This window comes from Streptomyces sp. CA-294286 (assembly GCF_050947155.1).
In the GTDB taxonomy this organism is placed as follows: Bacteria; Actinomycetota; Actinomycetes; order Streptomycetales; family Streptomycetaceae; genus Streptomyces.
In genome coordinates this window covers 4,890,239-4,912,706 of record NZ_CP192005.1, presented here as the reverse complement: position 1 = coordinate 4,912,706, position 22,468 = coordinate 4,890,239, and the positions used below count along the sequence as shown (strand labels likewise).

Below are 22,468 nucleotides of genomic sequence, written 5' to 3'. Positions count from 1 at the left end.
TCCCCCGCTGCCTCGATCCAACCTAATTGATCAGAGGTGCGAGCGCGGCCACGGCCAGTGCGAACAGCGCGGCTGCCAGCAGGGCCGGGGTGTTGAGCCCCCAGCCGGCCGCCACCAGCCCGCCGAGCAGCGCACCCAGCGGGGCGCCGGCGACGGCCGTCGTCCGGAAGGCCGCGCTGATCCTTCCCAGCATGGCGGCCGGGCTGCGCTCCTGCATCAGGGTCGTCTGATTCGCGTTCCACACGAGCCCCATCAGTCCGAACACGGCCATCGCCGCGACCGCCGCCCACAGCTCACGCACCGTCCCCAGGACGACCAGCGAGCCCACCTGGACGGTTCCCGCGACGAACACGCTGCGCAGGCGCCCGACCCGTTGCGCCAGCCGCCCGGCGACCAGTCCCCCGACCACGCTGCCCGCCCCGTACGCCGTCAGGACCGCCGCGAAGCCCGCCTGTCCGCTGTCCAGCCACCCCGTCACGTGCAGCACCAGCACGGCGATGAGCGCTCCCATGCCGATGTTGCACAGCGTCGTCGCCGCGCACAGACCGCGCAGCGCCCGGTCCGCCCACAGCGCCTTCAGTCCCGCCGCGATGTCCCCGCGCAGGGTGCTGCCCGCGGGCCGGGGCGCCCGCTCGGCGGGCGGGGTGCGCAGCGACGCGATGAGCACCGCCGCCAGTACGTAGGTGGCCGCGTCGGCGGCGTAGGGCACGGACGGGCCGCCGAGGAGCAGCACCGGAACCAGCGGTGCGGCCAGGAAGGCGCTCGCGATCTGCTGTCCGGTCATCAGCCGGGCGTTGGCCCTGCCCAGCGCGGCCGACGGCACCAGCGACGGCAGCAGCGCCGTCGCGGCGTTGTCGAAGAGGGTCTGGAGGGTGGTCAGCGCGAAGGCCACCACCAGGAGCAGGGCGATCGAGGCGTGTCCCAGGGCGACGGCCACCGCGAAGGCGGCCATGAGCAGGCCCCGTACCCCGTCCACGGCCCACATGGCCCGGCGCTGGTCCACCCGGTCCGCCACCGCCCCGCCCAGCAGCCCGAAGAGCAGCCACGGCAGGTACCCACAGGCCGTCACCAGCGCGACCAGCATCGGGTCGGAGGTCAGCGAAGCGGCGAGCAGCGGCATCGCCGCCGTACGCAGCGCGTCGCCGAACTTGGAGACCACGGCCGCCGAGAGAAGCCGTCCGAAGCCCCCGCGCCACCCCAGGGCCGCCGTCTCCGCCGCCTGCACCGCTGCCACAACCGCCCCCGTGCGTCTCGCCGTTCAACTCGTGCGAGAACAGTAGGCGGCACCACTGACAATCGCCCTGACCAGCAGGAACGACCGAAGGGGGACGGACGGAGGAAAGCGCGGGAAGAGAGACGGCCGGGCACCTCGTCGGTGTCCGGCCGTCTCCGAGTTCCTAGATCTCGCCGCGCAGTTTCGCCAGTGCCTCGGCGAGAATGGCCTCGCCGTCCGCGTCGCTGCGCCTCTCCCGCACGTACGCGAGGTGCGTCTTGTAGGGCTCGATGCGCGGCGGGGCCGGCGGGTCGTCCCGGTCCTGGCCGGCCGGGAATCCGCAGCGGGGGCAGTCCCAGGTGTCCGGGACCTGCGCGTCGCTGGCGAAACTCGGCTGTGTCTCATGCCCGTTGGAGCACCAGAAGGAGATGCGCAGGCGGGGCGCGGACTCGCCGCGCTCGGCCTCACCCATCGGCCCCGCTCCGACCCGGCTTCCCCGGATCGCGTTGCCACTTGCCACGGTCGTAACTCCCTGCGTGATGGTGCTGCGAAGCTTCGGCGAGCGGCTTCGCGGCGGGCGCCCAGTCTACGAAAGGCCCAACGCGCGTCCAGTGACGGGAGTTACTTACCCGGCCGCGGGACGCACGCCCCATGATAGGCCGCGCCTGCCCCCGTGTACCGGGGACGACCGGTCAGCTCCTGAGCTTCATCAGCAGGGCGAGCACCACGATGAGCGCGAACCAGATCAGCCCGATGACGATGGTGATCCGGTCAAGGTTGCGCTCGGCGACCGAGGACCCTCCGACGGAGGACTGCATGCCACCGCCGAACATGTCGGAGAGGCCGCCGCCCTTCCCCTTGTGCATCAGAACCAGCAGCATCAGCAGCAGGCTGAATACGATCAGGGCGATCGAGAACCCCATAACCACGGCTGGACCAACTTCCTCGGATCTAGACAAGTACGACAGGTGCGGGACAAGCACGAGAAAAACGACGGGGGCCGGTGGCGTGCCACCGACCCCCGTCAGAGTACGACGGATCGGCCCGAGGGCCTACTCACTGCGAGTACTACTGATCGCGGAAGCGCACGATCTTGACGAACTCGTCCACGTCCAGCGCCGCGCCGCCGATCAGGGCGCCGTCCACGTCGGGCTGCGCCATGATCGCGCCCACGTTGCCGGACTTGACGGAGCCGCCGTACTGGATGCGGACCTTGTCGGCCAGTTCCTGCGAGTACAGCTCGGCGAGCCGGCCGCGGATCGCGCCGCAGACCTCCTGCGCGTCCTCGGGGGTGGCCACCTCGCCGGTGCCGATGGCCCACACGGGCTCGTAGGCGATGACGACGGACTCGGCCTGCTCGGCCGGGATGTCCTTCAGGCCGCCGTCGACCTGGGCGAGCGTGTGCGGGACCTGCTGGCCGGCCTTGCGGACGTCCAGGCCCTCGCCGACGCACATGATCGGGGTCAGGCCGTGCTTGTACGCGGCCTTGACCTTGGCGTTGACGACCTCGTCGGTCTCGTGGTGGTACTGGCGGCGCTCGGAGTGGCCGACGGCCACGTAGGCGCACTTGAACTTGGCCAGCATCGCGCCGGAGATCTCACCGGTGTACGCGCCGGAGTCGTGCGCCGACAGGTCCTGGGCGCCGTACTTGATCTTCAGCTTGTCGCCGTCGACCAGGGTCTGCACGGAGCGCAGGTCGGTGAAGGGCGGCAGGACCGCGACCTCGACGGCGTCGAAGTCCTTGTCGGCCAGGGCGAAGGCGAGCTTCTGGACGTGGGCGATGGCCTCAAGGTGGTTGAGGTTCATCTTCCAGTTGCCCGCCATCAGCGGGGTACGGGTGGTGCTCATGTAGGGATCAGTCCTCCAGTGCGGCAAGGCCGGGAAGGGTCTTGCCTTCCAGGTATTCGAGGCTTGCGCCGCCGCCGGTCGAGATGTGGCCGAACGCGTTCTCGTCGAAGCCCAGGATGCGGACCGCGGCGGCCGAGTCGCCACCGCCGACGACGGTGAAGGCGTTGCTGTCCAGCAGGCCCTGCGCCACGGCGGCGGTTCCGCCGGCGTAGTCGGGGTGCTCGAAGACGCCCATCGGGCCGTTCCAGAAGACCGTGCCCGCGTCGGCGATCTTCGCAGCGTACAGCTCGCGGGTCCGCGGCCCGATGTCCAGGCCCTCCTGATCGGCGGGGATGGCGTCGGCCGCGACGGTGTCCGGGTGGGCCGGGGTCCTGCCCTTGAGGTCGGGGAACTCCGGGGAGACCAGGACGTCGACCGGCAGGACGAACTCCACGCCCTTCTTCTCCGCACGCGACAGGTACTCCAGGACGACCGGGACCTGGTCCTCCTGGAGCAGCGAGATGCCGACCTCGTGGCCCTGGGCCTTGAGGAAGGTGTACGCCATGCCGCCGCCGACGAGGATCTTGTCGGCCTTCTCCAGCAGGTGGTCGATCACGCCGAGCTTGTCGGAGACCTTCGCGCCGCCGAGGACGACGACGTACGGCCGCTTGACGTCCTCCGTGAGCTTCTTGAGGACGCCCACCTCGGTGGCGATGAGGTCGCCGGCGGCGTGCGGCAGGCGGGCCGGGAGGTCGAAGACCGAGGCGTGCTTGCGGTGCACCGCGCCGAAGCCGTCGCCGACGTAGAGGTCGGCGAGGGAGGCGAGCTCGTCGGCGAAGGCGCCGCGCTCGGCGTCGTCCTTGGCGGTCTCACCGGCGTTGAAGCGCAGGTTCTCGATGACCGCGACCTTGCCGTCGGTCAGCGCGTCGACGGTGCTGCGGGCGGACTCGCCGACCGTGTCGGTCGCGAACGCCACGTCCTGGCCGATGATCTCACCGAGCCGTGCGGCGGCCGGGGCGAGCGAGAAGGCCGGGTCCGGGGCGCCCTTGGGGCGGCCCAGGTGCGAGGCGACGATCACGCGCGCGCCCTCGGCGGCGAGCTTGGCGATCGTCGGCGCGACGGCGCGGATGCGGCCGTCGTCGGTGATCTTCGTACCGTCGAGCGGCACGTTGAGGTCGGCGCGGACGAAGACCCGCTTGCCTGCGACCCCTTCGGCGAGAAGTTCGTCGATCGTCTTCATGAAGATAGGGCTCCTCAGGAGGGCTGGACAGGCCACAGGGCTCGCACAGCGCCGCGTCGCGCTGCCCGAGCCCTGTAGCTCACATCATGGTGCTCTCAGTGTGGCTGATCAGTATGCGCTGATCAGAGCCGGCCGCCGACGAAGACCGTCAGGTCGACCAGACGGTTGGAGTAGCCCCACTCGTTGTCGTACCAGCCGAGGACCTTCACCGTCTTGTCCTCCTGGACCATCGTCAGCGAGGAGTCGAAGGTGCAGGACGACGGGTCGCCGACGATGTCGGAGGACACGATCGGGTCTTCGGTGTAGGTGAGGAAGCCCTTGAGGTCGCCGTCGTCGGAGGCCTTCTTGAACGCGGCGTTGACCTCGTCCTTGGTGACCTCGCGGCCGAGCTCGACGACCAGGTCGGTGACCGAACCGGTCGGGACGGGCACGCGGATGGCCATGCCGTCGAGCTTGCCCTTGAGCTGCGGGAGGACCAGGGCGGTGGCCTTGGCGGCACCCGTCGTGGTCGGAATGATGTTCTCGGCCGCGGCGCGGGCGCGACGCAGGTCCGAGTGCGGGAAGTCCAGGATGCGCTGGTCGTTGGTGTACGCGTGGACCGTCGTCATCAGGCCCTTGACCAGGCCGAAGTTCTCGTCGAGAACCTTGGCCATCGGCGCCACGCAGTTGGTGGTGCAGGAGGCGTTGGAGATGATGTGGTGGTTGGCCGCGTCGTACTTGTCCTGGTTGACGCCCATCACGATCGTGATGTCCTCGTCCTTGGCCGGAGCCGAGATGAGGACCTTCTTGGCGCCGCCCGCGAGGTGCTTCTCGGCGTCGGCCTTCTTGGTGAAGATGCCGGTCGACTCGATCACGATGTCGACGCCGAGGGTGCCCCACGGGATGTCGGCGGGGTTGCGCTCGGACAGCACCTTGATGGTGTGGCCGTCGACGGTGATGGTGTCCTCGGTGTGCGACACCTCGGCCTTGAGGCGGCCCAGGACGGTGTCGTACTTCAGGAGGTGCGCGGTGGTCGCGGTGTCACCCAGGTCGTTGACAGCCACGATCTCGATGTCCGCACCCTGCTCCAGCAGCGCCCGGAAGTAGTTGCGTCCGATGCGGCCGAAGCCGTTGATGCCTACGCGGATCGTCACGAACCGATCTCCTCGTTAGGTACGCCGGGTTTCGACGCCACGGCGAAGCTTGTATGGGATGTCCCCGACCGCCTCCGACCCTACCTCTCCGTAGACCGAGCCGCCGCATCGAGTGGGCCCGGACACGGGCCGGGAACGGACCACCGGCCCGTACTCCCCAGTAACCACGCGGGGAGCACGAGCCGGCGGGACCTTCGGCCCCACTACTCTCAGTGAGGAACGGGGGCGTCCCCGGGGTCAGCCCTTGATGCTGGAGAGGGCCTTCTCCAGGAGCCGTGCCCGCTGCCGGGCGTCCGGTACGTGCTCCAGCCCGAAGCCGAGCAGGACGGTGTCACGCGTGGTGACGCCCGCGTACGTCGAGAAGAGCTCTCCCGTACGGGCCCACGGGGCGGCGACCGGCGGGCTGCCGGGCGGCGGGGCGGACGCGCTCCACGCGCCGAGGGAGGTCTCGAAGCCCTCGACGGCCCGGTCGGTGCCGCCGACGCTGATCCGGGCGTTGTCGGCGAAGACGCCGCGGCCCAGACTGCCCGGGTCGGTGACGTACGACAGCGACAGCTCGACCTTCTTGCCCGCGTAGGCGCTCAGGTCGAAGGAGACCTGCTTCCAGCCGGAGGAGGAACCGGTGAAGCTGTTCCAGGCGCCGCTGGTGCCGGTGGCGGTGCAGGTGTCCGTGCCCGGGGTGAGGTAGCGGGCCAGGAACGGGTGGTTCTGGAGGAAGAACCCGGCCTCGCACTCGGCGGGGACGGCATTGGTGGTGAGGCCGCTCGCCTCGGGCAGGGTCGTCCAGTCGTCGGCCCCCTCGGTGCGCGCCTCCAGGAGCGCGTGGTCGTACTCGGGCTCGGTGTTCCAGCTCAGCGCCATCTTCAGCGCGGGCTTGTCGGCGGCGCCGACGCCGGTGAGGTCCACGGTGCGCGTCAGTCGCTTCCAGTGGCCGTTGGTACTGGTCGCCGAGGCCATGCCCTGCCCCTCGTACGGCGCGTACGGGTTCGTGACCCCCGTGTAACGGCCTGCCGGGGCGCTCCTGAACTGCGGGAACTGCGCGGCCGGAAGCGTGTCCGAGGTGACCAGGTAGGAGCCCGCCGCGTCGAGCGGGTTCCCGAGGGCGGCGGTCAGCGGGGTGGTGATCCCCCGGAGCGCGCCGGTGCCGGCGAGGCCGGTGGCGCCCGGGGTGCTCACCCGTCCGTAGGCGCCGAGGTAGTACTGGCTGAAGTCGTCGGTGTTGGCCGGGCCGAGCCGTGCCGCGCCGCCCGCCCTCTCACCGGCCTCGACCAGCTTGCCCCCCTCGTTGAGGTACGACCGCAGCGCCAGCTGGGTGGGGCCGCCGGGCACGGAGGCACCGGTGTAGTGCACGACCGAGTCGAAGTGGCCGAGTACGCCCAGCGGGTGCGGCGTTCCCTGGGTGGCGACGTCCCAGACGGTGGCGGAGCGCCCGTTCACCCGGAGGGCGTCGAGGTACTTCTGGACGTGCGTCGCGGGCGCGCCCTCCTCGGCGACCACCAGGTGGGCGGCCGCGGGGCGTTTGGCGAGCGTGTAGGTGAAGCGCTCGCTGGAGGTGGGTTTGCCGGCCTTGGTGCGGCCGGTGAACCAGACCTCGACCTTGTCGCCCGGCTTGCCGTCCTGGACCTTGGCGCGGTAGTCGTCGAAGTACTCGTTGTCCTCGTCCCCGTAGACCAGGCCGCCGTCCCACGCCTTCAGGGCCTGGTCGTGGACCTTGCCGCCGTTGACGCGGTACTTGAGTTCCTTGTCGCGCACCGACTTGCGGACCGTCACGTTGATCTCCTGGTCCCGGTGGCGGGCGTAGGAGGAGGTGAACGGGTCGGGCGTGAAGTCGGGGGCGTCGACGCCGACGACGGACTTCGGCCGGTCGGGGGTCAGGCTCGTCTCCGCGACGGAGAGCGCGAACGGGACGTTCTTCGCGAACTCCTGCTGGATCAGCTTCTCGTCGTCGGGGAAGTTGAAGCCGGACTGGCAGTCCTCGGGCCGCCAGCGGTCGTCCGGGTCGATCCTGGAGGCCACCTGGCAGGTCGTCATCTCCGGCGTGAACATCTTGATGCCGTGGACGTTGCCCGCGTGGCCGCCGGACTCGCCGTTGGTCGTGTAGAGCTCGGAGGAGACCTGCGGGCGGTATCCGGGGACCGCCGGGTTCTCCGGAGTGCCCGCGAGGGCCTTGAGGGCCACGTCGTCGGGGCTGCCCGTGGCGACCTGCCAGCCGATGCCGTAGAGGATCAGCTCGGCCGCCGAGTGGTAGTTGAGGGCGTACTTGAAGCCGATGCGCCGCTCGAAGGCGTCGAGTGCCTGGGTCTCCGGCTCGGAGTTCGGCTTCGGCCCCCGGAAGGTCTCACTGGCCGGGCTGGGGGACGAACCCTCGTTGTCGTAACCCCACTTGTAGGCGAAGTTGCGGTTGAGGTCGACGCCGTCGCCGGGCTCGATGGTGCCGTTGCCGTTGTTGTCGCGGAGGTTCTTGCGCCACAGGCGGTTGGCGGGGGCGGCGTGCGTGAAGTCGTAGCCGTCCGGGTTGGCGGAGAGCAGGAACCACATCTCGCTGCGGTCCACCAGGTGCGTGATCCGCTTGTCCTTGCCGTAGTTGTCTATGTAGTGGTGCATCAGCCGCCGGGTCATCTCCGGGGTGATCCACTCCCGCGCGTGCTGGTTGGAGAGGTAGAGCGTCGCGGGCCTGGAGCCGTCCGCGGTCCTCTTGGCGTTCTTGGTGAGCTTGAGCGCCAGGATGTCCTTGCCCTGGAGGCTCTTGCCGATGCTGACGACCTTGGTGATGCCCGGGTTCCGCTGCGCGGTGGCGAGGATCTCCTCCTGGAGGCCGCCCTTCCCGCTGTACGGGCGGAACACGCCGTCCCCGGGGGCCGCGGCCCGTGCCTTCTGGGCCACCTTGTGCTCGCTGATGTCGATGCCCTGGCCGCGCAGGTCGGCGGCCTGCTTCCGGGTGAGGATCAGCTCGACGGTGGCGGTGCCCCGGTCCGGGACCCGCTCACTGAGCTCGTGGGCGTCGGTGCCCGCCTTGAGCAGCAGCGGCACCTGCTCCTGGGTGACCTCGGCCTTCCACACCGCGATGCCGTCACCCCCCTCCGCGGTGCTCCCGGCGGGCTGTGCCTGGGCTGCGGGTACGACCGCGACCCCGGCCATCAGCAGTGAAGAAGCGGCGAGGATCGATCTCGCTCGGCGTCTCATGTGCCCCCCTTGCTGTCGTCCGTCACGTGGGTGAACAGACGCCAGACTCATGACCTTTCATGGTCACGTCAAGAGCGCGCGGCGCCCGCAACAAGCTGCTCCTGGCACCCAACAGGGTCCCAGGAGCAGCTTGTTGAGGTGGAGTCAGGAACTCCGGCGGACACGTCACCGGGGACGCGCCCTCGTCGTCACAGACTCCCGGCCATGCCGCTCGCCATGCCGTTGGCGTGGGCGTGGGCGAGGCCCTTGGCCATCTCCTCCTCGATCTCCTCGGTCATGTCCTCGGTCAGATTGCACTCCGTGCCGGGGATGCCGAGGTCCTGCGCCCGCTTGTCCGCCATCGCGAGCAGGCGGCGGATGCGGCCCGCGACCGCGTCCTTGGTGAGCGGCGGTTCGGCCAGCGCGCCCAGTTCCTCCAGGGACGCCTGCTTGTGCTCCATGCGCAGCCGTCCCGCGGCGGCGAGGTGCTCGGGCACCTCCTCGCCGAGGATCTCCAGGGCGCGCTGGACGCGGGCTCCGGCGGCGACTGCGGCGCGGGCGCTGCGGCGCAGGTTGGCGTCGTCGAAGTTGGCGAGCCGGTTGGCGGTGGCGCGGACCTCGCGGCGCATCCGCCGCTCCTCCCAGGCCAGCACCGACTCGTGCGCGCCGAGCCGGGTCAGCAGGGCGCCGATCGCGTCGCCGTCCCGTACGACCACCCGGTCCACGCCGCGCACCTCGCGCGCCTTGGCGCCGATGGAGAGCCTGCGGGCCGCGCCGACCAGGGCGAGGGCCGCCTCCGGGCCGGGGCAGGTGACCTCCAGGGAGGAGGACCTGCCGGGCTCGGTGAGCGAGCCGTGCGCGAGGAAGGCCCCGCGCCAGGCCGCCTCGGCGTCACAGGTGGCCCCCGAGACCACCTGCGGGGGCAGACCCCGGATGGGGCGTCCGCGGCCGTCCACGAGCCCCGTCTGGCGTGCGAGCTGGTCGCCGCCCGCCACCACGCGTACGAGGTAGCGCGATCCCCTGCGCAGGCCGCTGGGGGCCATCACGACGAGCTCCGAGCTGTGCCCGAAGATTTCCAGAATGTCCTTCTTGAGCCTGCGTGCCGCATAGCTCGTGTCCAGCTCCGCCTCGATCACGATGCGGCCGCTGACCAGGTGCAGCCCGCCCGCGAACCGAAGGATCGCCGAGACCTCCGCCTTTCTGCAGCAGGTCCGGGTGACGGGAAGCCGGGAGATCTCGTCCTTCACCGCTGCCGTCATCGCCATGGGCCGATCCTTCCATGCATCCGAAAAATACGGTCGTACGCGGCTGCCAGGAGCTCCGGGTCGTGCTTGGGGGCTCCGTCGGGCCGGGCCACCGGCGCCAGCTCGACCGTCGCACCGAACCGTTTCGCGGCATCGGCGAGTGAGGGAAGGTCGGGCACGGCGGCCTGATCGGCCAGCACCACGTCGAGGGCGAGTTTAGGGGCGTGTCGGGCCAAAACCTCCAAATGACGCTGCGGGGAAAAGCCCTCGGTTTCGCCCGGCTGGGGCGCGAGATTGAGGGACAGAATGCGCCTCGCCTTGGTCTCCACCAGGGCATCGAGCAGTTCTGGCACCAACAGGTGGGGGATCACCGAGGAGAACCAGGATCCGGGTCCGAGAACCACCCAGTCGGCGTCAAGAACCGCCGCCACCGCCTCCGGAACGGCGGGCGGATCGTGCGGTACGAGGTGCACCGACTGGACGTCGCCGGGCGTCAGCGCGACCGTCGCCTGCCCCCGCACGGTGTCCACCTCGTCCGGGCGCGCGGGATCGTGCCCCCGTACGAGCGCCTGGAGCTCCAGCGGGACCGCCGACATGGGCAGCACCCGGCCGTGCGCCCCGAGGAGCCTGCCGACCAGGTCCAGGGCCTGGACGTGGTCGCCGAGCTGTTCCCAGAGGGCGACGATCAGCAGATTGCCGACCGCGTGCTCGTGCAGGTCGCCCTTGGACTGGAAGCGGTGCTGGATCACCCGGGCCCAGGTCTGGCCCCAGTCGTCGTCGCCGCACAGCGCCGCGAGGGCCTTGCGCAGGTCGCCGGGGGGCAGCACGCCCAGCTCCTCCCGGAGCCGGCCGCTGGAGCCGCCGTCGTCGGCCACGGTGACGACGGCGGTCAGATCGCCCGTGATGCGTCGCAGCGCGGCGAGCGAGGCGGACAGGCCCATGCCGCCGCCGAGGGCGACGACCTTGGGCGTGGCGCCGCGCCTGCCGCGTGCGGCACGGGTGGACGGCTCGCCCGCGAGCGCGGAGGTGACTCTGCGCAGGCGGTGCAGCCGGACGGTGCGGTTGGTCACTCGCGCCCCATGTCCCGGTGGACGACGACGGTCTCGACACCCTCGGTGGACAGCCGGGCGGCCAGCTTCTCGGACATGGCGACGGAGCGGTGCTTGCCGCCGGTGCAGCCGACCGCGATGGTGACGTACCGCTTGCCCTCGCGGCGGTAGCCGGTGGCGATGAGCTGGAGCAGCTCGGTGTAGCGGTCGAGGAACTCCTTGGCGCCCGACTGGTTGAAGACGTACCCCGACACCTCCTCGTGGAGGCCGGTGAAGGGGCGCAGTTCCGGGACCCAGTGCGGGTTGGGCAGGAAGCGGCAGTCGACCACGAGGTCGGCGTCGACGGGCAGGCCGTACTTGTAGCCGAAGGACATGACGGTGGCGCGCAGCTCCGGCTCCTCGTCGCCGGCGAACTGGGCGTCCATCTTGGCGCGCAGTTCGTGGACGTTGAGGCTGGAGGTGTCGATCACCAGGTCGGCGTCGCCACGCAGCTCGCGCAGCAGGTCGCGTTCGGCCTCGATGCCGTCGGTGATGCGGCCGTCGCCCTGCAGGGGGTGCGGGCGGCGGACCGACTCGAAGCGCCGGACCAGGGCGTCGTCGGAGGACTCCAGGAACACGACGCGCCTGGTGACGCCCTTGGCGTCGAGGTCGGCGAGGGACTCGCGGAGGTTGTCGAAGAAGCGGCGGCCGCGGACGTCGACGACGACGGCGATGCGCGCCACGTTGCCCTGGGAACGGGCGCCGAGCTCCACCATGGTGGGGATCAGCGCGGGCGGCAGGTTGTCGACGACGAACCAGCCGAGGTCCTCCAGGCACTTCGCGGCGGTGCTGCGGCCCGCCCCGGACATGCCGGAGATGATGACCAGCTCGGGGATGGGCGCCTCGGCCGGCTCCGCGGTCTCCCGCGTCGTGCCCGTACTCACTTGTGCTCCGTCTCCGTCGTGGGTGGCGACCGGTCCCGTCGTGGGCTCCGGGTCAGTGCGTGGGATCTCGTGGTTCTCGGTCATGCGTGGTGCCCCCGTTCCATGACGGGGCGGCCGCGGGCGCGGTCTCCTCGTCGTCTTCGATGATCTCTCCTGTCGCCATGTTCACGGCGGGTGCGGCCGGGGCCGCTGCGGCGAGGGTCGCGGCCACGGTCTCGGCCGTCTTGCGGCCGATGCCCGGAACCTCGCAGATCTGGTCAATTGTGGCGGACCGCAGCTTCTTCACCGAACCGAAGTGTTTGAGGAGGGCCTGCTTGCGGGTCTCGCCGAGGCCCGGCACCTCGTCGAGGGGCCCGGCCCTCAAGCGTTTGGCCCGTTTGTTGCGCTGGTAGGTGAGGGCGAAGCGGTGCGCCTCGTCGCGGACCCGCTGGAGGAGGTAGAGCCCTTCGCTGCTGCGCGGCAGGACCACCGGATCGTCCTCGTCGGGCAGCCAGACCTCTTCGAGCCGCTTGGCGAGGCCGCAGACGGCGACGTCGTCGATCCCGAGCTCGTCGAGGGCCCGCTTGGCCGCCGCGACCTGCGGCTGCCCGCCGTCGACGACGACGAGCTGCGGAGGGTAGGCGAAGCGCTTGGGCCTGCCGTCGTCCGGGTCCTGCTCGGGGACCTCGCCTCCGGCCACCCAGTCCCCCGTCTTCTCCTTGGCCTGGAGGTAGCGCCGGAAGCGCCGGGCGATCACCTCGTGCATGGAGCGGACGTCGTCCTGGCCCTCGGCGTGCCAGACCTGCGTGTCTCCGACCCGGCCCTTGATCTCGAAGCGCCGGTACTCGCTCTTGCGGGGCAGCCCGTCCTCGAAGACCACCATGGACGCCACGACGTCGTCGCCCTGGAGGTGCGAGATGTCGAAGCACTCGACGCGCAGCGGCGCGCCGTCCAGGCCGAGGGCCTCGGCGATCTCCTCCAGCGCGCGGGAGCGGGTGGTGAGGTCGGAGGCGCGCTTGGTCTTGTGCAGGACCAGGGCCTGCGCGGCGTTGCGCTGGACCGTGGCCATCAGGTCCTTCTTGTCGCCGCGCTGCGGGATGCGCAGGGACACGTTCGAGCCGCGCCGGCCGCTGAGCCACTGGTTGACGGCGGGAGTGTCCTCGGGCAGGGCGGGGACCAGCACCTCCTTGGGCACGGCGTCGCCCTGCTCCTCGCCGTACAGCTGCTGGAGGGCGTGCTCGACGAGACCGGCCGTGTCGACGTTCTCGACCTTGTCGGTGACCCAGCCGCGCTGGCCGCGCACGCGCCCGCCGCGGACGTGGAAGATCTGCACGGCGGCTTCGAGCTCGTCCTCGGCGACGGCGATCAGGTCGGCGTCGGTGGCGTCGTTGAAGACGACCGCGTTCTTCTCCAGGGCCCGCTTGAGCGCCCCTATGTCGTCGCGGAGACGGGCCGCCCTCTCGTAGTCCATGTCCTCGGCGGCGATCATCATCTGCTGCTCGATGCGCTGGAGGTACGTGCCGGTGCGGCCGGCCATGAAGTCGCAGAAGTCCTCGGCAAGTTCGCGGTGCTCCTCGGCGGTGACCCGGCCGACGCAGGGGGCGGCGCACTTGCCGATGTAGCCCAGCAGGCAGGGGCGGCCGATCTGGGCGGAGCGCTTGAACACTCCGGCGGAGCAGGTGCGTACGGGAAAGACGCGGAGCATCAGGTCGACCGTCTCGCGGATCGCCCAGGCGTGTCCGTACGGGCCGAAGTAGCGCACGCCCTTCTTCTTGGGGCCGCGCATGACCTGGACGCGGGGGTACTCCTCGTTCAGCGTCACCGCGAGGGACGGGTAGCTCTTGTCGTCGCGGTACTTGACGTTGAAGCGCGGGTCGAACTCCTTGATCCAGGAGTACTCCAGCTGGAGCGCCTCGACCTCGGTGGACACCACCGTCCACTCGACGGAGGCAGCGGTGGTGACCATGGTGCGGGTGCGCGGGTGGAGGTTGGCGAGATCCTGGAAGTACGAGGACAGCCGCGGGCGCAGGCTCTTGGCCTTCCCGACGTAGATCACCCGGCGGTGCTCGTCGCGGAACTTGTAGACCCCCGGGGAATCGGGGATCTGGCCCGGCCGCGGCCGGTAGCTGGAGGGATCTGCCATGTCGGACAGCCTACTTGCGGCCACTGACAGCCGGGGTGCCCCGGGCGGGGGCGCCCCGGCTGTTGGCCGTGGGGTGCGGCGGCGGTTACCCGGCGGCCTCCCGTCGGCCGCGCAGTCGGGCCACGGCGATACCCGCCGCGCCCAGCAGCGCGAGCGCCCCGCCCGCCGCCGGCAGAACCGCCGGAGTGCTGTCGCTCACAGCGGCGGTCCCGTGCCCGGCGGGGGCCACCGCGGCACCGGCGGCACCGGCCGCTCCGGCCGCTGCGTAGCCGCCCGCTCTGCCCTGCTTCGCGTAGGCGGTGCCGGGGAGCTTGTCCGCGTACGCGCGGTGCACGCGGGCGCGGTAGGCGGCGAGGGTCGCGCCCCGGGTGCCCACGGCGCGTACCGCGTCCGCGTCCAGGGGCAGCACGCGCGAGGCGTCGTGCACGTACCAGGCGTCGATCTGGGGTTCGCGGAAGACGGTGCCGCCGGGCAGCTTGCGGGCGCCCTCGGCCGCGTACCGGGTCTCGTCGTCGCCGGTGGCGATGTTGACGACCTTCCAGGCGCCCTCGTGGGGAGCCATCCACACGGAGGCCTTCCGGCCGTCGGAGGAGACGGCCGCGCCCGCCAGGAACTCCAGCTTCGCGACCTCGGCTCCCGGTGTTCCCGCGACGAAGTCCGGGGACAGGGTGTAGACCGGCACGGTCGTGGGCTGCACGCGCGGCGTGGCGTCGCGGCTGACGGCGCCGTCCCTGGCGAAGAAGCGGGACAGGGTGTCGAGGCTGGCGGGGGCGACGGCCGCCCGGTGGGCCTGGGCGGCCGCGTCCTGGAGGGCGCGGGCGGACGGGTTCTCGTCGGCACCGGCCTGGCCGGCGAGACCGAGCACGAGGGCGGTGGTGACGGCGGCGACGGCGGCGGCTGCGAGGCGGGGGTGCGCCGTGCGAGGGGTCGATGCGTGGGGGGTCATCGTCGTCACGCCCCGATCTTGTAGAGCGAGTGGGTCCAGGAGAACGAGTTGTTGTTGACGTACCAGGCGTGCGAGGCCCAGTTGTAGCGGTCGCTGGTCTGCCACGGGTCGCCCCAGTAGACCCAGCTGTTCGCGGTGTCGTAGCCGTAGATGACGTGCATGTGGCCGCCACCGCTCTGCCACTGGATGCGGGTCTCGATCGGGCGGTTCGCGGTGATCTCGCTCTGCACGGTCGGGTAGCGCAGGTAGCCGGTGACGTACGACCCGGGGTTCACGCCCGCCCAGGACAGACCCCGCTGGACGTTGCCCAGGGTGGCCTGGTTGTTGGGGCAGGCGGTGTTCTGGCTGCGGCCGAAGGCGGCGTTGCAGAACTGGTTCTGGCTGTACTTCTTGCCGAACCAGGCGGCGATGGTGTTGCCGCCCGCGGCCCAGCACCAGTTGGTCTTCTCCTGGGCCTGCATGGTGATGCCGAGGCGCTTGGCGGCGAGCAGCGGGGACGACTGCCCGGTCTCGGCCCGGTCTGCCGGGTCGCTGGGTCGGGGTGCGGCCGTTGCCGTCGCCGTGGGGACGGCGAGCAGGGTCGCGGCGGCGAGGGCGGCCAGGGTGAGCCGTCTCCTGTGCGGGTTGCGCATCGCGTTCCTCCCGAGGCGGGGGGTGAGTGGAGGAGCGCGTCCGGACGCTGCTGAGGAGCATCGACGCTTGTCGAGTGCAGGTCAACACGCTTCAATGCGGAGGACACGGCACTGTGAACGGGGTGACGGGTGTGTGAACGCGCCCCCGCCCCGCGAGCAGCCCGCTTCGCCGACAGCGGCACGCCGGTCCGGCGCTCCGCCGTGAACGTTCACCGCCACGAGAATTGACCGCCACCCCCAGGAGCCGTGATGCGGCAGCACCCGACACCGGGCGAGGAAACCTCCTTTCCGGCGGAACCGGACCTCGAACAGTTGCTGCGCACGGGACCCTTCCACCTGGCGCTGCGCGCGGCGCTCGCCCTGCGCGGGCTGCCCCTGCAACGGGTCCAGCACCACCTCGCGGGCCGTGGCGTCAAGGTCGGCGTGACCAGCCTGAGCTACTGGCAGCAGGGAGCACGCCGCCCGCAGCGCCCCGAGTCCCTGCGTGCCGTGCGGGAGCTGGAGGGGGTGCTGGGGCTGCCCGCCGCATCGCTGATCCGGCTCCTGCCGGCCGAGGGCGCGGGCGGCGACACCGAGCGGCCCGCGACACGTTCGTACCGGTCACTGGTGGAGGTCTCGGGTTCGGTGGAAGGACTGCTCGCCGAACTGGAGTCGCCGCAGGACGGCGGGCTGCACACGGTCGGCCATCACGAGCGGGTACGCATCGGGGCCGACCGGGAGCTGGTGGGACGCGACTCCCAGCACGTCGTACGGGCGCACCGCGACGGCGTCGACCGCTACCTGGCCATCCACCACGGCGACCCGGGCTGCGATCCGTCCCGGGTGGCGGTGCGGGCCTGGGAGAACTGCCGTACCGGACGGGTTCGTTGGCACCGGGAGACCGGAGTGGTGGTCGCCGAGCTGCTCTTCGACGCGAGGCTGCGCGCCGGGGACACGTACCTCTTCGGGTACGGCTTCGAGGACGGTACCGGCGGGGCGAGCAGCGAATACGTGCGCGGCTTCAGCTTCGCGGGAGGCCAGTACGTGCTTCAGGTGCGCTTCGACGAGGCGGCCCTGCCGGTGCGGTGCCGCCGCTTCGCGCGGGCGACGGCTCTGTCTCCGAGAGTGGCCCGGCAGGACCTCACCCTGAGCGGGCGGCACGGCACGGTGCACTTCGTGGAGCAGGGGGTGCGGCCGGGCATCCTCGGGGTGGACTGGGACTGGGAGTGACCGCCACGGCGTGCTGGTCGGTCGGCTACGCGTCCGGTCCGGCGATCAGCTTGCCGTTCTCCACCTTGACCGGGACGGCCGGGAGCGGTGCGGTGGCTGGACCGTTGAGGGCCTGTCCGGTGGTGGTGTCGAACCGGCTGCCGTGGCAGGGGCAGTTGCCCTCGTTCGCCTCGACCTTGTCGAGCACACAGCCGGCGTGCGTGCACTGGGCACTGAACGCCTTGTACTGGCCCTTCGCGGGGCAGCTGACGACGACCCGCTGCTCGCGGTAGAGCTTGGACCCGCCGACGGGCACGGCGGACGCGTCGCCGAGGGCGACCGGGGCGGTCGGCGTCGGCGTCTGGGCGTGCCCGAGCTTGGACTCGGTGGAGCAGGCGGCCACACCCAGTCCGGCCGCGCCGGCGAGCGCGGCGCCCTTGAGAACGGTGCGGCGGGGGGTGGTCTGGCCGGACATGGTGTCTCCCGTGGTACGAGGGGGTGGTGGCGCGGGTGGGTCGACGCGACCGGGGTCGACGATACCGGGGGCGGCACGGGCAGGGGGGCCGGGGGCGGGACTGCCCGGCCGCACCGCGGTGCGGCACCGGCGCGCGGGGCTCACTGTGCGGCGTCGGCGCAGGGGCGCCCAGCCCCCGCGCCCCTTCAGGGGCAGGGGGCCTGTCTCACTGTGCGGCTCCGCCGCGCGGGCGCGCCCAGTCACACTCCTCGCGCGCGTCCCCCTCCCACCCGTGGCCGGGCTCGCCACCCGGGGTCCGGGGCGGAACCCCGGTTTCGGGAAGGAGCGGGGTGAAGGGTCTGAGAGGCGGAAGAGTGAGGTGGCGCCGCCGCGCGAAGGGGCTGGGGGGGGAGGAGAGTCAGGCACCCACGGGGTGAAAGGGCAGGGAAACACGCCCCGACCCGCCGTGCCAGGCCGGCGGGTCGGGGTGCGAGGGGCGCGAAGCCCCGGCGTCAGCGGGAGGTGGCCTTCTTCGCGGGGGCCTTCTTGGCGGGAGCCTTCTTGACCGCCTTCTTGGCCGCCGCGGGCGACACCGCGGCGGACTTGGCTGCCACCTTCTTCGCGGCTGCCACCTTCTTCCGCCCGGAAGCCCTGCCCACCACCGGCGTCGCGTCGCTGATCCGGCTCGGGTCCAGAATGTCCCGCAGGAACTTCCCGGTGTGGCTCGCCGCCACCCCCGCGACCTGCTCCGGAGTGCCCTCGGCCACGACCAGTCCGCCGCCCTTGCCGCCCTCCGGGCCCATGTCGACGACCCAGTCAGCCGTCTTGATCACGTCGAGGTTGTGCTCGATGACGATCACCGAGTTCCCCTTGTCGACAAGCCCCTCAAGGATCTTGATGAGCTTGCTGATGTCCTCGAAGTGCAGTCCTGTGGTCGGCTCGTCGAGGATGTAGACGCTCCGTCCGGACGACCGCTTCTGGAGCTCGGCCGCCAGCTTCACGCGCTGCGCCTCGCCGCCGGAGAGCGTCGTCGCCGCCTGCCCCAGCCGCACGTACCCCAGCCCGACCTCGTCGAGCGTCTTGAGGTACCGGGCGATCGAGGTGACCGGCTCGAAGAAGGAGAGCGCCTCCTCGATCGGCATGTTGAGCACCTCGGCGATGTTCTTGCCCTTGTAGTGCACTTCGAGCGTCTCGCGGTTGTAGCGCGCGCCGTGGCACACCTCGCACGGGACGTAGACGTCCGGCAGGAAGTTCATCTCGATCTTGATCGTGCCGTCGCCGGAGCAGTTCTCGCAGCGGCCGCCCTTGACGTTGAAGGAGAACCGGCCCTGCTGGTAGCCGCGTACCTTGGCCTCCGTCGTCTCCGCGAAGAGCTTGCGGATCTTGTCGAAGACTCCGGTGTACGTCGCCGGGTTGGACCGCGGGGTGCGGCCGATCGGCGACTGGTCGACGTGCACGACCTTGTCGAGGAGGTCGTCACCCTGGACCCGGGTGTGCCGGCCGGGCACGCTCCGGGCACCGTTCAGCTCGCGTGCCAGGTGCGTGTACAGGATGTCGTTGACCAGCGTCGACTTGCCGGAACCCGACACACCGGTGACGGCGGTCAGCACGCCCAGCGGGAAGGACACGTCGATGTCCCGCAGGTTGTTCTCGCGGGCCCCGTGCACGACGAGCCGGCGCGACGGGTCCACGGGGCGGCGCACGTCGGGGGTCGGGATGGCTCGCTTGCCCGACAGGTACTGCCCGGTGATCGACTGCTTGTTGGCGAGCAGCCCCTTCAGGGAGCCGCTGTGCACGACGTTGCCGCCGTGCTCGCCCGCGCCGGGACCGATGTCGACGATCCAGTCGGCGACCTTCATGGTGTCCTCGTCGTGCTCGACGACGATCAGGGTGTTGCCCATGTCGCGCAGCCGCACCAGCGTCTCGATGAGGCGGTGGTTGTCGCGCTGGTGCAGGCCGATGGACGGCTCGTCCAGGACGTACAGCACGCCGACCAGGCCGGAGCCGATCTGGGTCGCGAGCCGGATGCGCTGTGCCTCACCGCCGGAGAGGGAGCCCGCCGGGCGGTTCAGCGACAGGTAGTCGAGGCCGACGTCGACGAGGAAGCGCAGCCGCTCGTTGACCTCCTTCAGCACCCGCTCGGCGATCTTCTTGTCGCGGTCGTTCAGGGTGAGCTGCGCGAGGAAGTCGGCGCACTCGCTGATCGACATCGAGGAGACCTCGGCGATGGACTTCTCCATCACCGTCACCGCCAGGATCAGCGGCTTGAGGCGGGTGCCCGCACAGGTGGGACAGGGCACCTCGCGCATGTAGCCCTCGAAGCGCTCCCGGCTGGAGTCGCTGTCGGACTCCGCGTGCCGGCGCTTCACGAACGGCACCGCACCCTCGAAGGAGGTGGTGTACGCGCGCTCGCGGCCGTACCTGTTGCGGTAGCGGACCTCGATCTGCGTCTTGTGGCCGTACAGCAGGGCCTTCCTGGCGCGCTGCGGCAGCCCCGCCCACGCCATCTGCGTGCTGAAGCCCAGCTCGCTCGCCAGGGCGTTGACCAGGCGGGCGAAGTAGTCCTTGGTGTGTCCGTGCGACCAGGGGTGGATGGCGCCCTCGTCGAGCGACTTGTCCGGGTCGGGGACGATGAGGTCCGCGTCGACCTCCATGCGCGTACCGATGCCGGAGCAGTCGGGACAGGCGCCGAAGGGCGAGTTGAAGGAGAACGAACGCGGCTCCAGCTCCTCGAACGACAGGTCGTCGTAGGTGCAGTAGAGGTGCTCGGAGTACATCCGCTCGCGGTCCGGATCGTCCGCGTCGAGGTCGACGAAGTCGAGGATGACCATGCCGCCGGAGAGACCGAGGGCGGTCTCCACGGAGTCGGTGAGCCGCCGCTTGGCGCTCTCCTTCACGGTGAGGCGGTCGATGACCACCTCGATGGTGTGCTTCTCCTGCTTCTTGAGCGTGGGGGGCTCGGTCAGCTGGATGGTCTGGCCGTCGACCCGGGCCCGGCTGTACCCCTTGGTCTGGAGCTCGGCGAACAGGTCGACGAACTCGCCCTTGCGCTCGCGCACGAGCGGCGAGAGGACCTGGAACCTGCTGCCCTCGGGCAGCTCCAGGACCTTGTCCACGATGGCCTGCGGGGACTGCCGGGAGATGGGCCGTCCGCACTCGGGGCAGTGCGGCTTGCCGATGCGGGCGAAGAGCAGGCGGAGGTAGTCGTAGACCTCGGTGATGGTGCCGACCGTCGAGCGCGGGTTGCGCGAGGTCGACTTCTGGTCGATGGAAACGGCGGGCGAGAGGCCTTCGATGAAGTCCACGTCCGGCTTGTCCATCTGGCCGAGGAACTGCCGTGCGTACGAGGAGAGCGACTCGACGTACCGGCGCTGCCCCTCGGCGAAGATCGTGTCGAACGCGAGGGAGGACTTGCCCGACCCGGAGAGACCCGTGAAGACGATCAGGGAGTCCCGGGGCAGGTCGAGCGAGACGTTCTTGAGGTTGTGCTCGCGAGCGCCACGAACGATGAGACGGTCGGCCACGCCGGTCCGCACCTTTCTTGAGAGGAGCAGGGGTGCTGGGGATCCCCCGTCGGGGTCCCGGGACGGTCCTGCTCGGTCCGGGACTGATGCCGGCTCCGGGTTTTCAGGGCTTCCGGGGATTCCAGGCTAGAGGGGTCTGCTGAGCGTTGTCCTTGAGTTCAGCTCTGTAGCGTCAGCTCTGTACTCAAGGATGCCTGAGGCCCAGATGTTCCCCTTGAGCGTATAGCACGTACATTCGATTCTCGGACCGAGCCCGCCGACTTCACCCGAACGAGTGGCCCGGCGAATCCGGGGCGGCATATCGTCTGCCCCATGAATGATCATGTGCACGATCTGGCCCTGCTGAACGACGCCATGGACCGCCTGCTCGCCCGCGCGTCCGAGCTGGACAACGCCGCCGTCGCCGAACCGTCACGGCTGCCCGGCTGGACGCGCGGCCACGTCCTGGCGCACCTGGCCCGCAACGCCGACGCCCTGCTGAACGTCCTCGCAGGCCGCCCCATGTACGTCAGCGCCGAGGCCCGCGAGGCCGACATCACCCGCGACGCCCCGCGTCCGCTGGAGGCACAGCTCCAGGACGTAAGGGCGACGGCCGACGCCTTCGCGGCCACGGCAGACGCGAGCGCCGACTGGAGCCGCACCGTCGAGCTGCGCAACGGCGTCACGGACTCGGCGTCCCGGGTGCCGTTCCGGCGTCTGGTGGAGGTCGAGCTGCACCACGTGGACCTCGGCATCGGCTACGAGCTGGAGGACCTCCCCGAGGAGTTCACCGGGCGCGAGATCGCCTTCCTCGCCGACCGCTTCACGGGCAACGCGAGCGTGCCGCCCACGACGCTGACCGCCGCCGACGGACAGCGGTGGACCACCGGCGGGACGGACGGCGACCCGGTGACCGTGATCGGCGGCGCCGCCGACCTCCTGGGGTGGCTGGCCGGCCGCCGCGACGGGTCCGCGCTGACCGCCTCCGGCGGCCCGCTGCCCGTACTGCCGCCGCTGTAGGCGCGGTACTAGGCTGCCCGGTATGACGTACAGCGGAGTGGTGAAGGTCGGCGGTCCCGCGGATGTGCACGAACTCAGGGACCTGATGATCTCGAAGGTCGCCGTCGGGTCGATGAACAACAACGCGTACCTGCTGCGCTGCCGGGAGAGCGGTGAGCAGTTGCTGATCGACGCTGCCGCGGAGCCGCACACGCTGCTGACGCTGATCGGCGACGACTCCGTCGCCTCGGTGGTCACGACGCACCGGCACGACGACCACTGGCAGGCCCTCGGCGAGGTCGTGGCGGCCACCGGCGCGCGCACCTTCGCGGGGCGGCACGACGCGGAGGGCATCCCCGTCCCCACGGACGTGCCGCTCGACGACGGCGACACCGTGCGGGTGGGCCGCGTGGAGCTGACCGCGCGGCACCTGGCGGGCCACACACCGGGCAGCATCGTCCTGGTCTACGACGACCCGCACGGCCACCCGCACGCCTTCACCGGCGACTGCCTCTTCCCCGGCGGCGTGGGCAACACCTGGGGCGACGCGCAGGCGTTCACGTCCTTGCTCGACGGCGTGCGGCGGCAGCTCTTCGACCGGCTGCCGGACGAGACCTGGGTGTACCCGGGACACGGAGGCGACACCACTCTCGGCGACGAGCGTCCGCATCTCGCCGAATGGCGCGAGCGCGGCTGGTGACCGCTCCCCGCCACGGCTCCCGCGCGGTCGTGACCGCGGGGGGCCCTCCCGGATGCCGGGTTCGGCGAGGACACCGGCCCCCGGGGGGCGCCGGGGCAAGAGCACGGCCCGGGCGGCGGCGCACGCCCGCGGT

General features: G+C 71.0%; 18 protein-coding genes. 3 read left to right on the top strand and 15 right to left on the bottom strand.

Going from position 1 to position 22,468, the window contains the following annotated elements:
- Nucleotides 1–22: 22 nt before the first annotated feature.
- The 13 genes from ACQPZG_RS26365 to ACQPZG_RS26305 form a co-directional block, all read right to left on the bottom strand.
- The gene (locus ACQPZG_RS26365; protein ID WP_433548197.1) at nucleotides 23–1,234 is read right to left on the bottom strand and encodes an MFS transporter; all 1,212 of its coding nucleotides are present in this window, start codon (nucleotides 1,232–1,234) and stop codon (nucleotides 23–25) included.
- A 163-nt stretch (nucleotides 1,235–1,397) separates the two neighbouring features.
- Nucleotides 1,398–1,733: an RNA polymerase-binding protein RbpA gene (locus tag ACQPZG_RS26360; protein ID WP_384349574.1), complete on the bottom strand. Its 336-nt coding sequence runs from the start codon at nucleotides 1,731–1,733 to the stop codon at nucleotides 1,398–1,400.
- A gap of 172 nt (nucleotides 1,734–1,905) precedes the next feature.
- On the bottom strand, nucleotides 1,906–2,142 hold the full coding sequence (secG, locus tag ACQPZG_RS26355; protein ID WP_185025482.1) for a preprotein translocase subunit SecG: 237 nt from the start codon (nucleotides 2,140–2,142) through the stop codon (nucleotides 1,906–1,908).
- A 139-nt stretch (nucleotides 2,143–2,281) separates the two neighbouring features.
- Nucleotides 2,282–3,061 (bottom strand): triose-phosphate isomerase, encoded by a 780-nt coding sequence (gene tpiA / locus ACQPZG_RS26350; RefSeq protein ID WP_433548196.1) that lies wholly within the window; start codon nucleotides 3,059–3,061, stop codon nucleotides 2,282–2,284.
- Between the two features lie 7 nt (nucleotides 3,062–3,068).
- Entirely contained in the window at nucleotides 3,069–4,280 is a 1,212-nt protein-coding gene (locus tag ACQPZG_RS26345; protein WP_433548195.1) for a phosphoglycerate kinase, read from the bottom strand.
- A 122-nt stretch (nucleotides 4,281–4,402) separates the two neighbouring features.
- Nucleotides 4,403–5,413, bottom strand: a complete 1,011-nt coding sequence (gene gap / locus ACQPZG_RS26340; protein WP_433548194.1) for a type I glyceraldehyde-3-phosphate dehydrogenase — start codon at nucleotides 5,411–5,413, stop codon at nucleotides 4,403–4,405.
- A 237-nt stretch (nucleotides 5,414–5,650) separates the two neighbouring features.
- Entirely contained in the window at nucleotides 5,651–8,596 is a 2,946-nt protein-coding gene (locus tag ACQPZG_RS26335) for a M14 family zinc carboxypeptidase (protein WP_433548193.1), read from the bottom strand.
- A gap of 188 nt (nucleotides 8,597–8,784) precedes the next feature.
- A complete protein-coding gene (gene whiA, locus ACQPZG_RS26330) occupies nucleotides 8,785–9,840 on the bottom strand; it encodes a DNA-binding protein WhiA (RefSeq protein WP_185025491.1) in 1,056 nt (351 codons plus the stop codon).
- Nucleotides 9,831–10,889: a gluconeogenesis factor YvcK family protein gene (locus ACQPZG_RS26325; protein WP_433548192.1), complete on the bottom strand. Its 1,059-nt coding sequence runs from the start codon at nucleotides 10,887–10,889 to the stop codon at nucleotides 9,831–9,833. The genes whiA and ACQPZG_RS26325 overlap by 10 nt, the downstream gene beginning before the upstream one ends.
- On the bottom strand, nucleotides 10,886–11,875 hold the full coding sequence (gene rapZ, locus ACQPZG_RS26320) for an RNase adapter RapZ (RefSeq protein WP_433548191.1): 990 nt from the start codon (nucleotides 11,873–11,875) through the stop codon (nucleotides 10,886–10,888). The genes ACQPZG_RS26325 and rapZ overlap by 4 nt, the downstream gene beginning before the upstream one ends.
- Nucleotides 11,844–13,913: an excinuclease ABC subunit UvrC gene (gene uvrC / locus ACQPZG_RS26315; RefSeq protein ID WP_433548190.1), complete on the bottom strand. Its 2,070-nt coding sequence runs from the start codon at nucleotides 13,911–13,913 to the stop codon at nucleotides 11,844–11,846. The genes rapZ and uvrC overlap by 32 nt, the downstream gene beginning before the upstream one ends.
- Nucleotides 13,914–13,998: 85 nt before the next feature.
- On the bottom strand, nucleotides 13,999–14,859 hold the full coding sequence (locus ACQPZG_RS26310) for a hypothetical protein (RefSeq protein ID WP_433549555.1): 861 nt from the start codon (nucleotides 14,857–14,859) through the stop codon (nucleotides 13,999–14,001).
- Between the two features lie 5 nt (nucleotides 14,860–14,864).
- Nucleotides 14,865–15,491 (bottom strand): papain-like cysteine protease family protein, encoded by a 627-nt coding sequence (locus ACQPZG_RS26305; RefSeq protein WP_433548189.1) that lies wholly within the window; start codon nucleotides 15,489–15,491, stop codon nucleotides 14,865–14,867.
- Between the two features lie 249 nt (nucleotides 15,492–15,740).
- On the opposite strand from ACQPZG_RS26305, the gene ACQPZG_RS26300 reads away from it, so the two are divergent.
- Nucleotides 15,741–16,700, top strand: coding sequence for a hypothetical protein (locus ACQPZG_RS26300; protein WP_433548188.1), 960 nt, complete (start codon nucleotides 15,741–15,743; stop codon nucleotides 16,698–16,700).
- A gap of 25 nt (nucleotides 16,701–16,725) precedes the next feature.
- On the opposite strand, the gene ACQPZG_RS26295 is transcribed toward ACQPZG_RS26300, so the two are convergent.
- Together ACQPZG_RS26295 and uvrA are read right to left on the bottom strand one after the other, a co-directional pair.
- Nucleotides 16,726–17,154: a Rieske (2Fe-2S) protein gene (locus ACQPZG_RS26295; RefSeq protein ID WP_433548187.1), complete on the bottom strand. Its 429-nt coding sequence runs from the start codon at nucleotides 17,152–17,154 to the stop codon at nucleotides 16,726–16,728.
- A gap of 491 nt (nucleotides 17,155–17,645) precedes the next feature.
- Entirely contained in the window at nucleotides 17,646–20,657 is a 3,012-nt protein-coding gene (gene uvrA / locus ACQPZG_RS26290) for an excinuclease ABC subunit UvrA (protein WP_433548186.1), read from the bottom strand.
- Between the two features lie 312 nt (nucleotides 20,658–20,969).
- Here uvrA and ACQPZG_RS26285 point away from each other — a divergent pair, with 312 nt between their 5' ends.
- On the top strand, nucleotides 20,970–21,656 hold the full coding sequence (locus ACQPZG_RS26285; RefSeq protein WP_433548185.1) for a maleylpyruvate isomerase family mycothiol-dependent enzyme: 687 nt from the start codon (nucleotides 20,970–20,972) through the stop codon (nucleotides 21,654–21,656).
- Between the two features lie 22 nt (nucleotides 21,657–21,678).
- On the top strand, nucleotides 21,679–22,335 hold the full coding sequence (locus ACQPZG_RS26280; RefSeq protein ID WP_433548184.1) for an MBL fold metallo-hydrolase: 657 nt from the start codon (nucleotides 21,679–21,681) through the stop codon (nucleotides 22,333–22,335).
- Nucleotides 22,336–22,468: the final 133 nt, after the last annotated feature.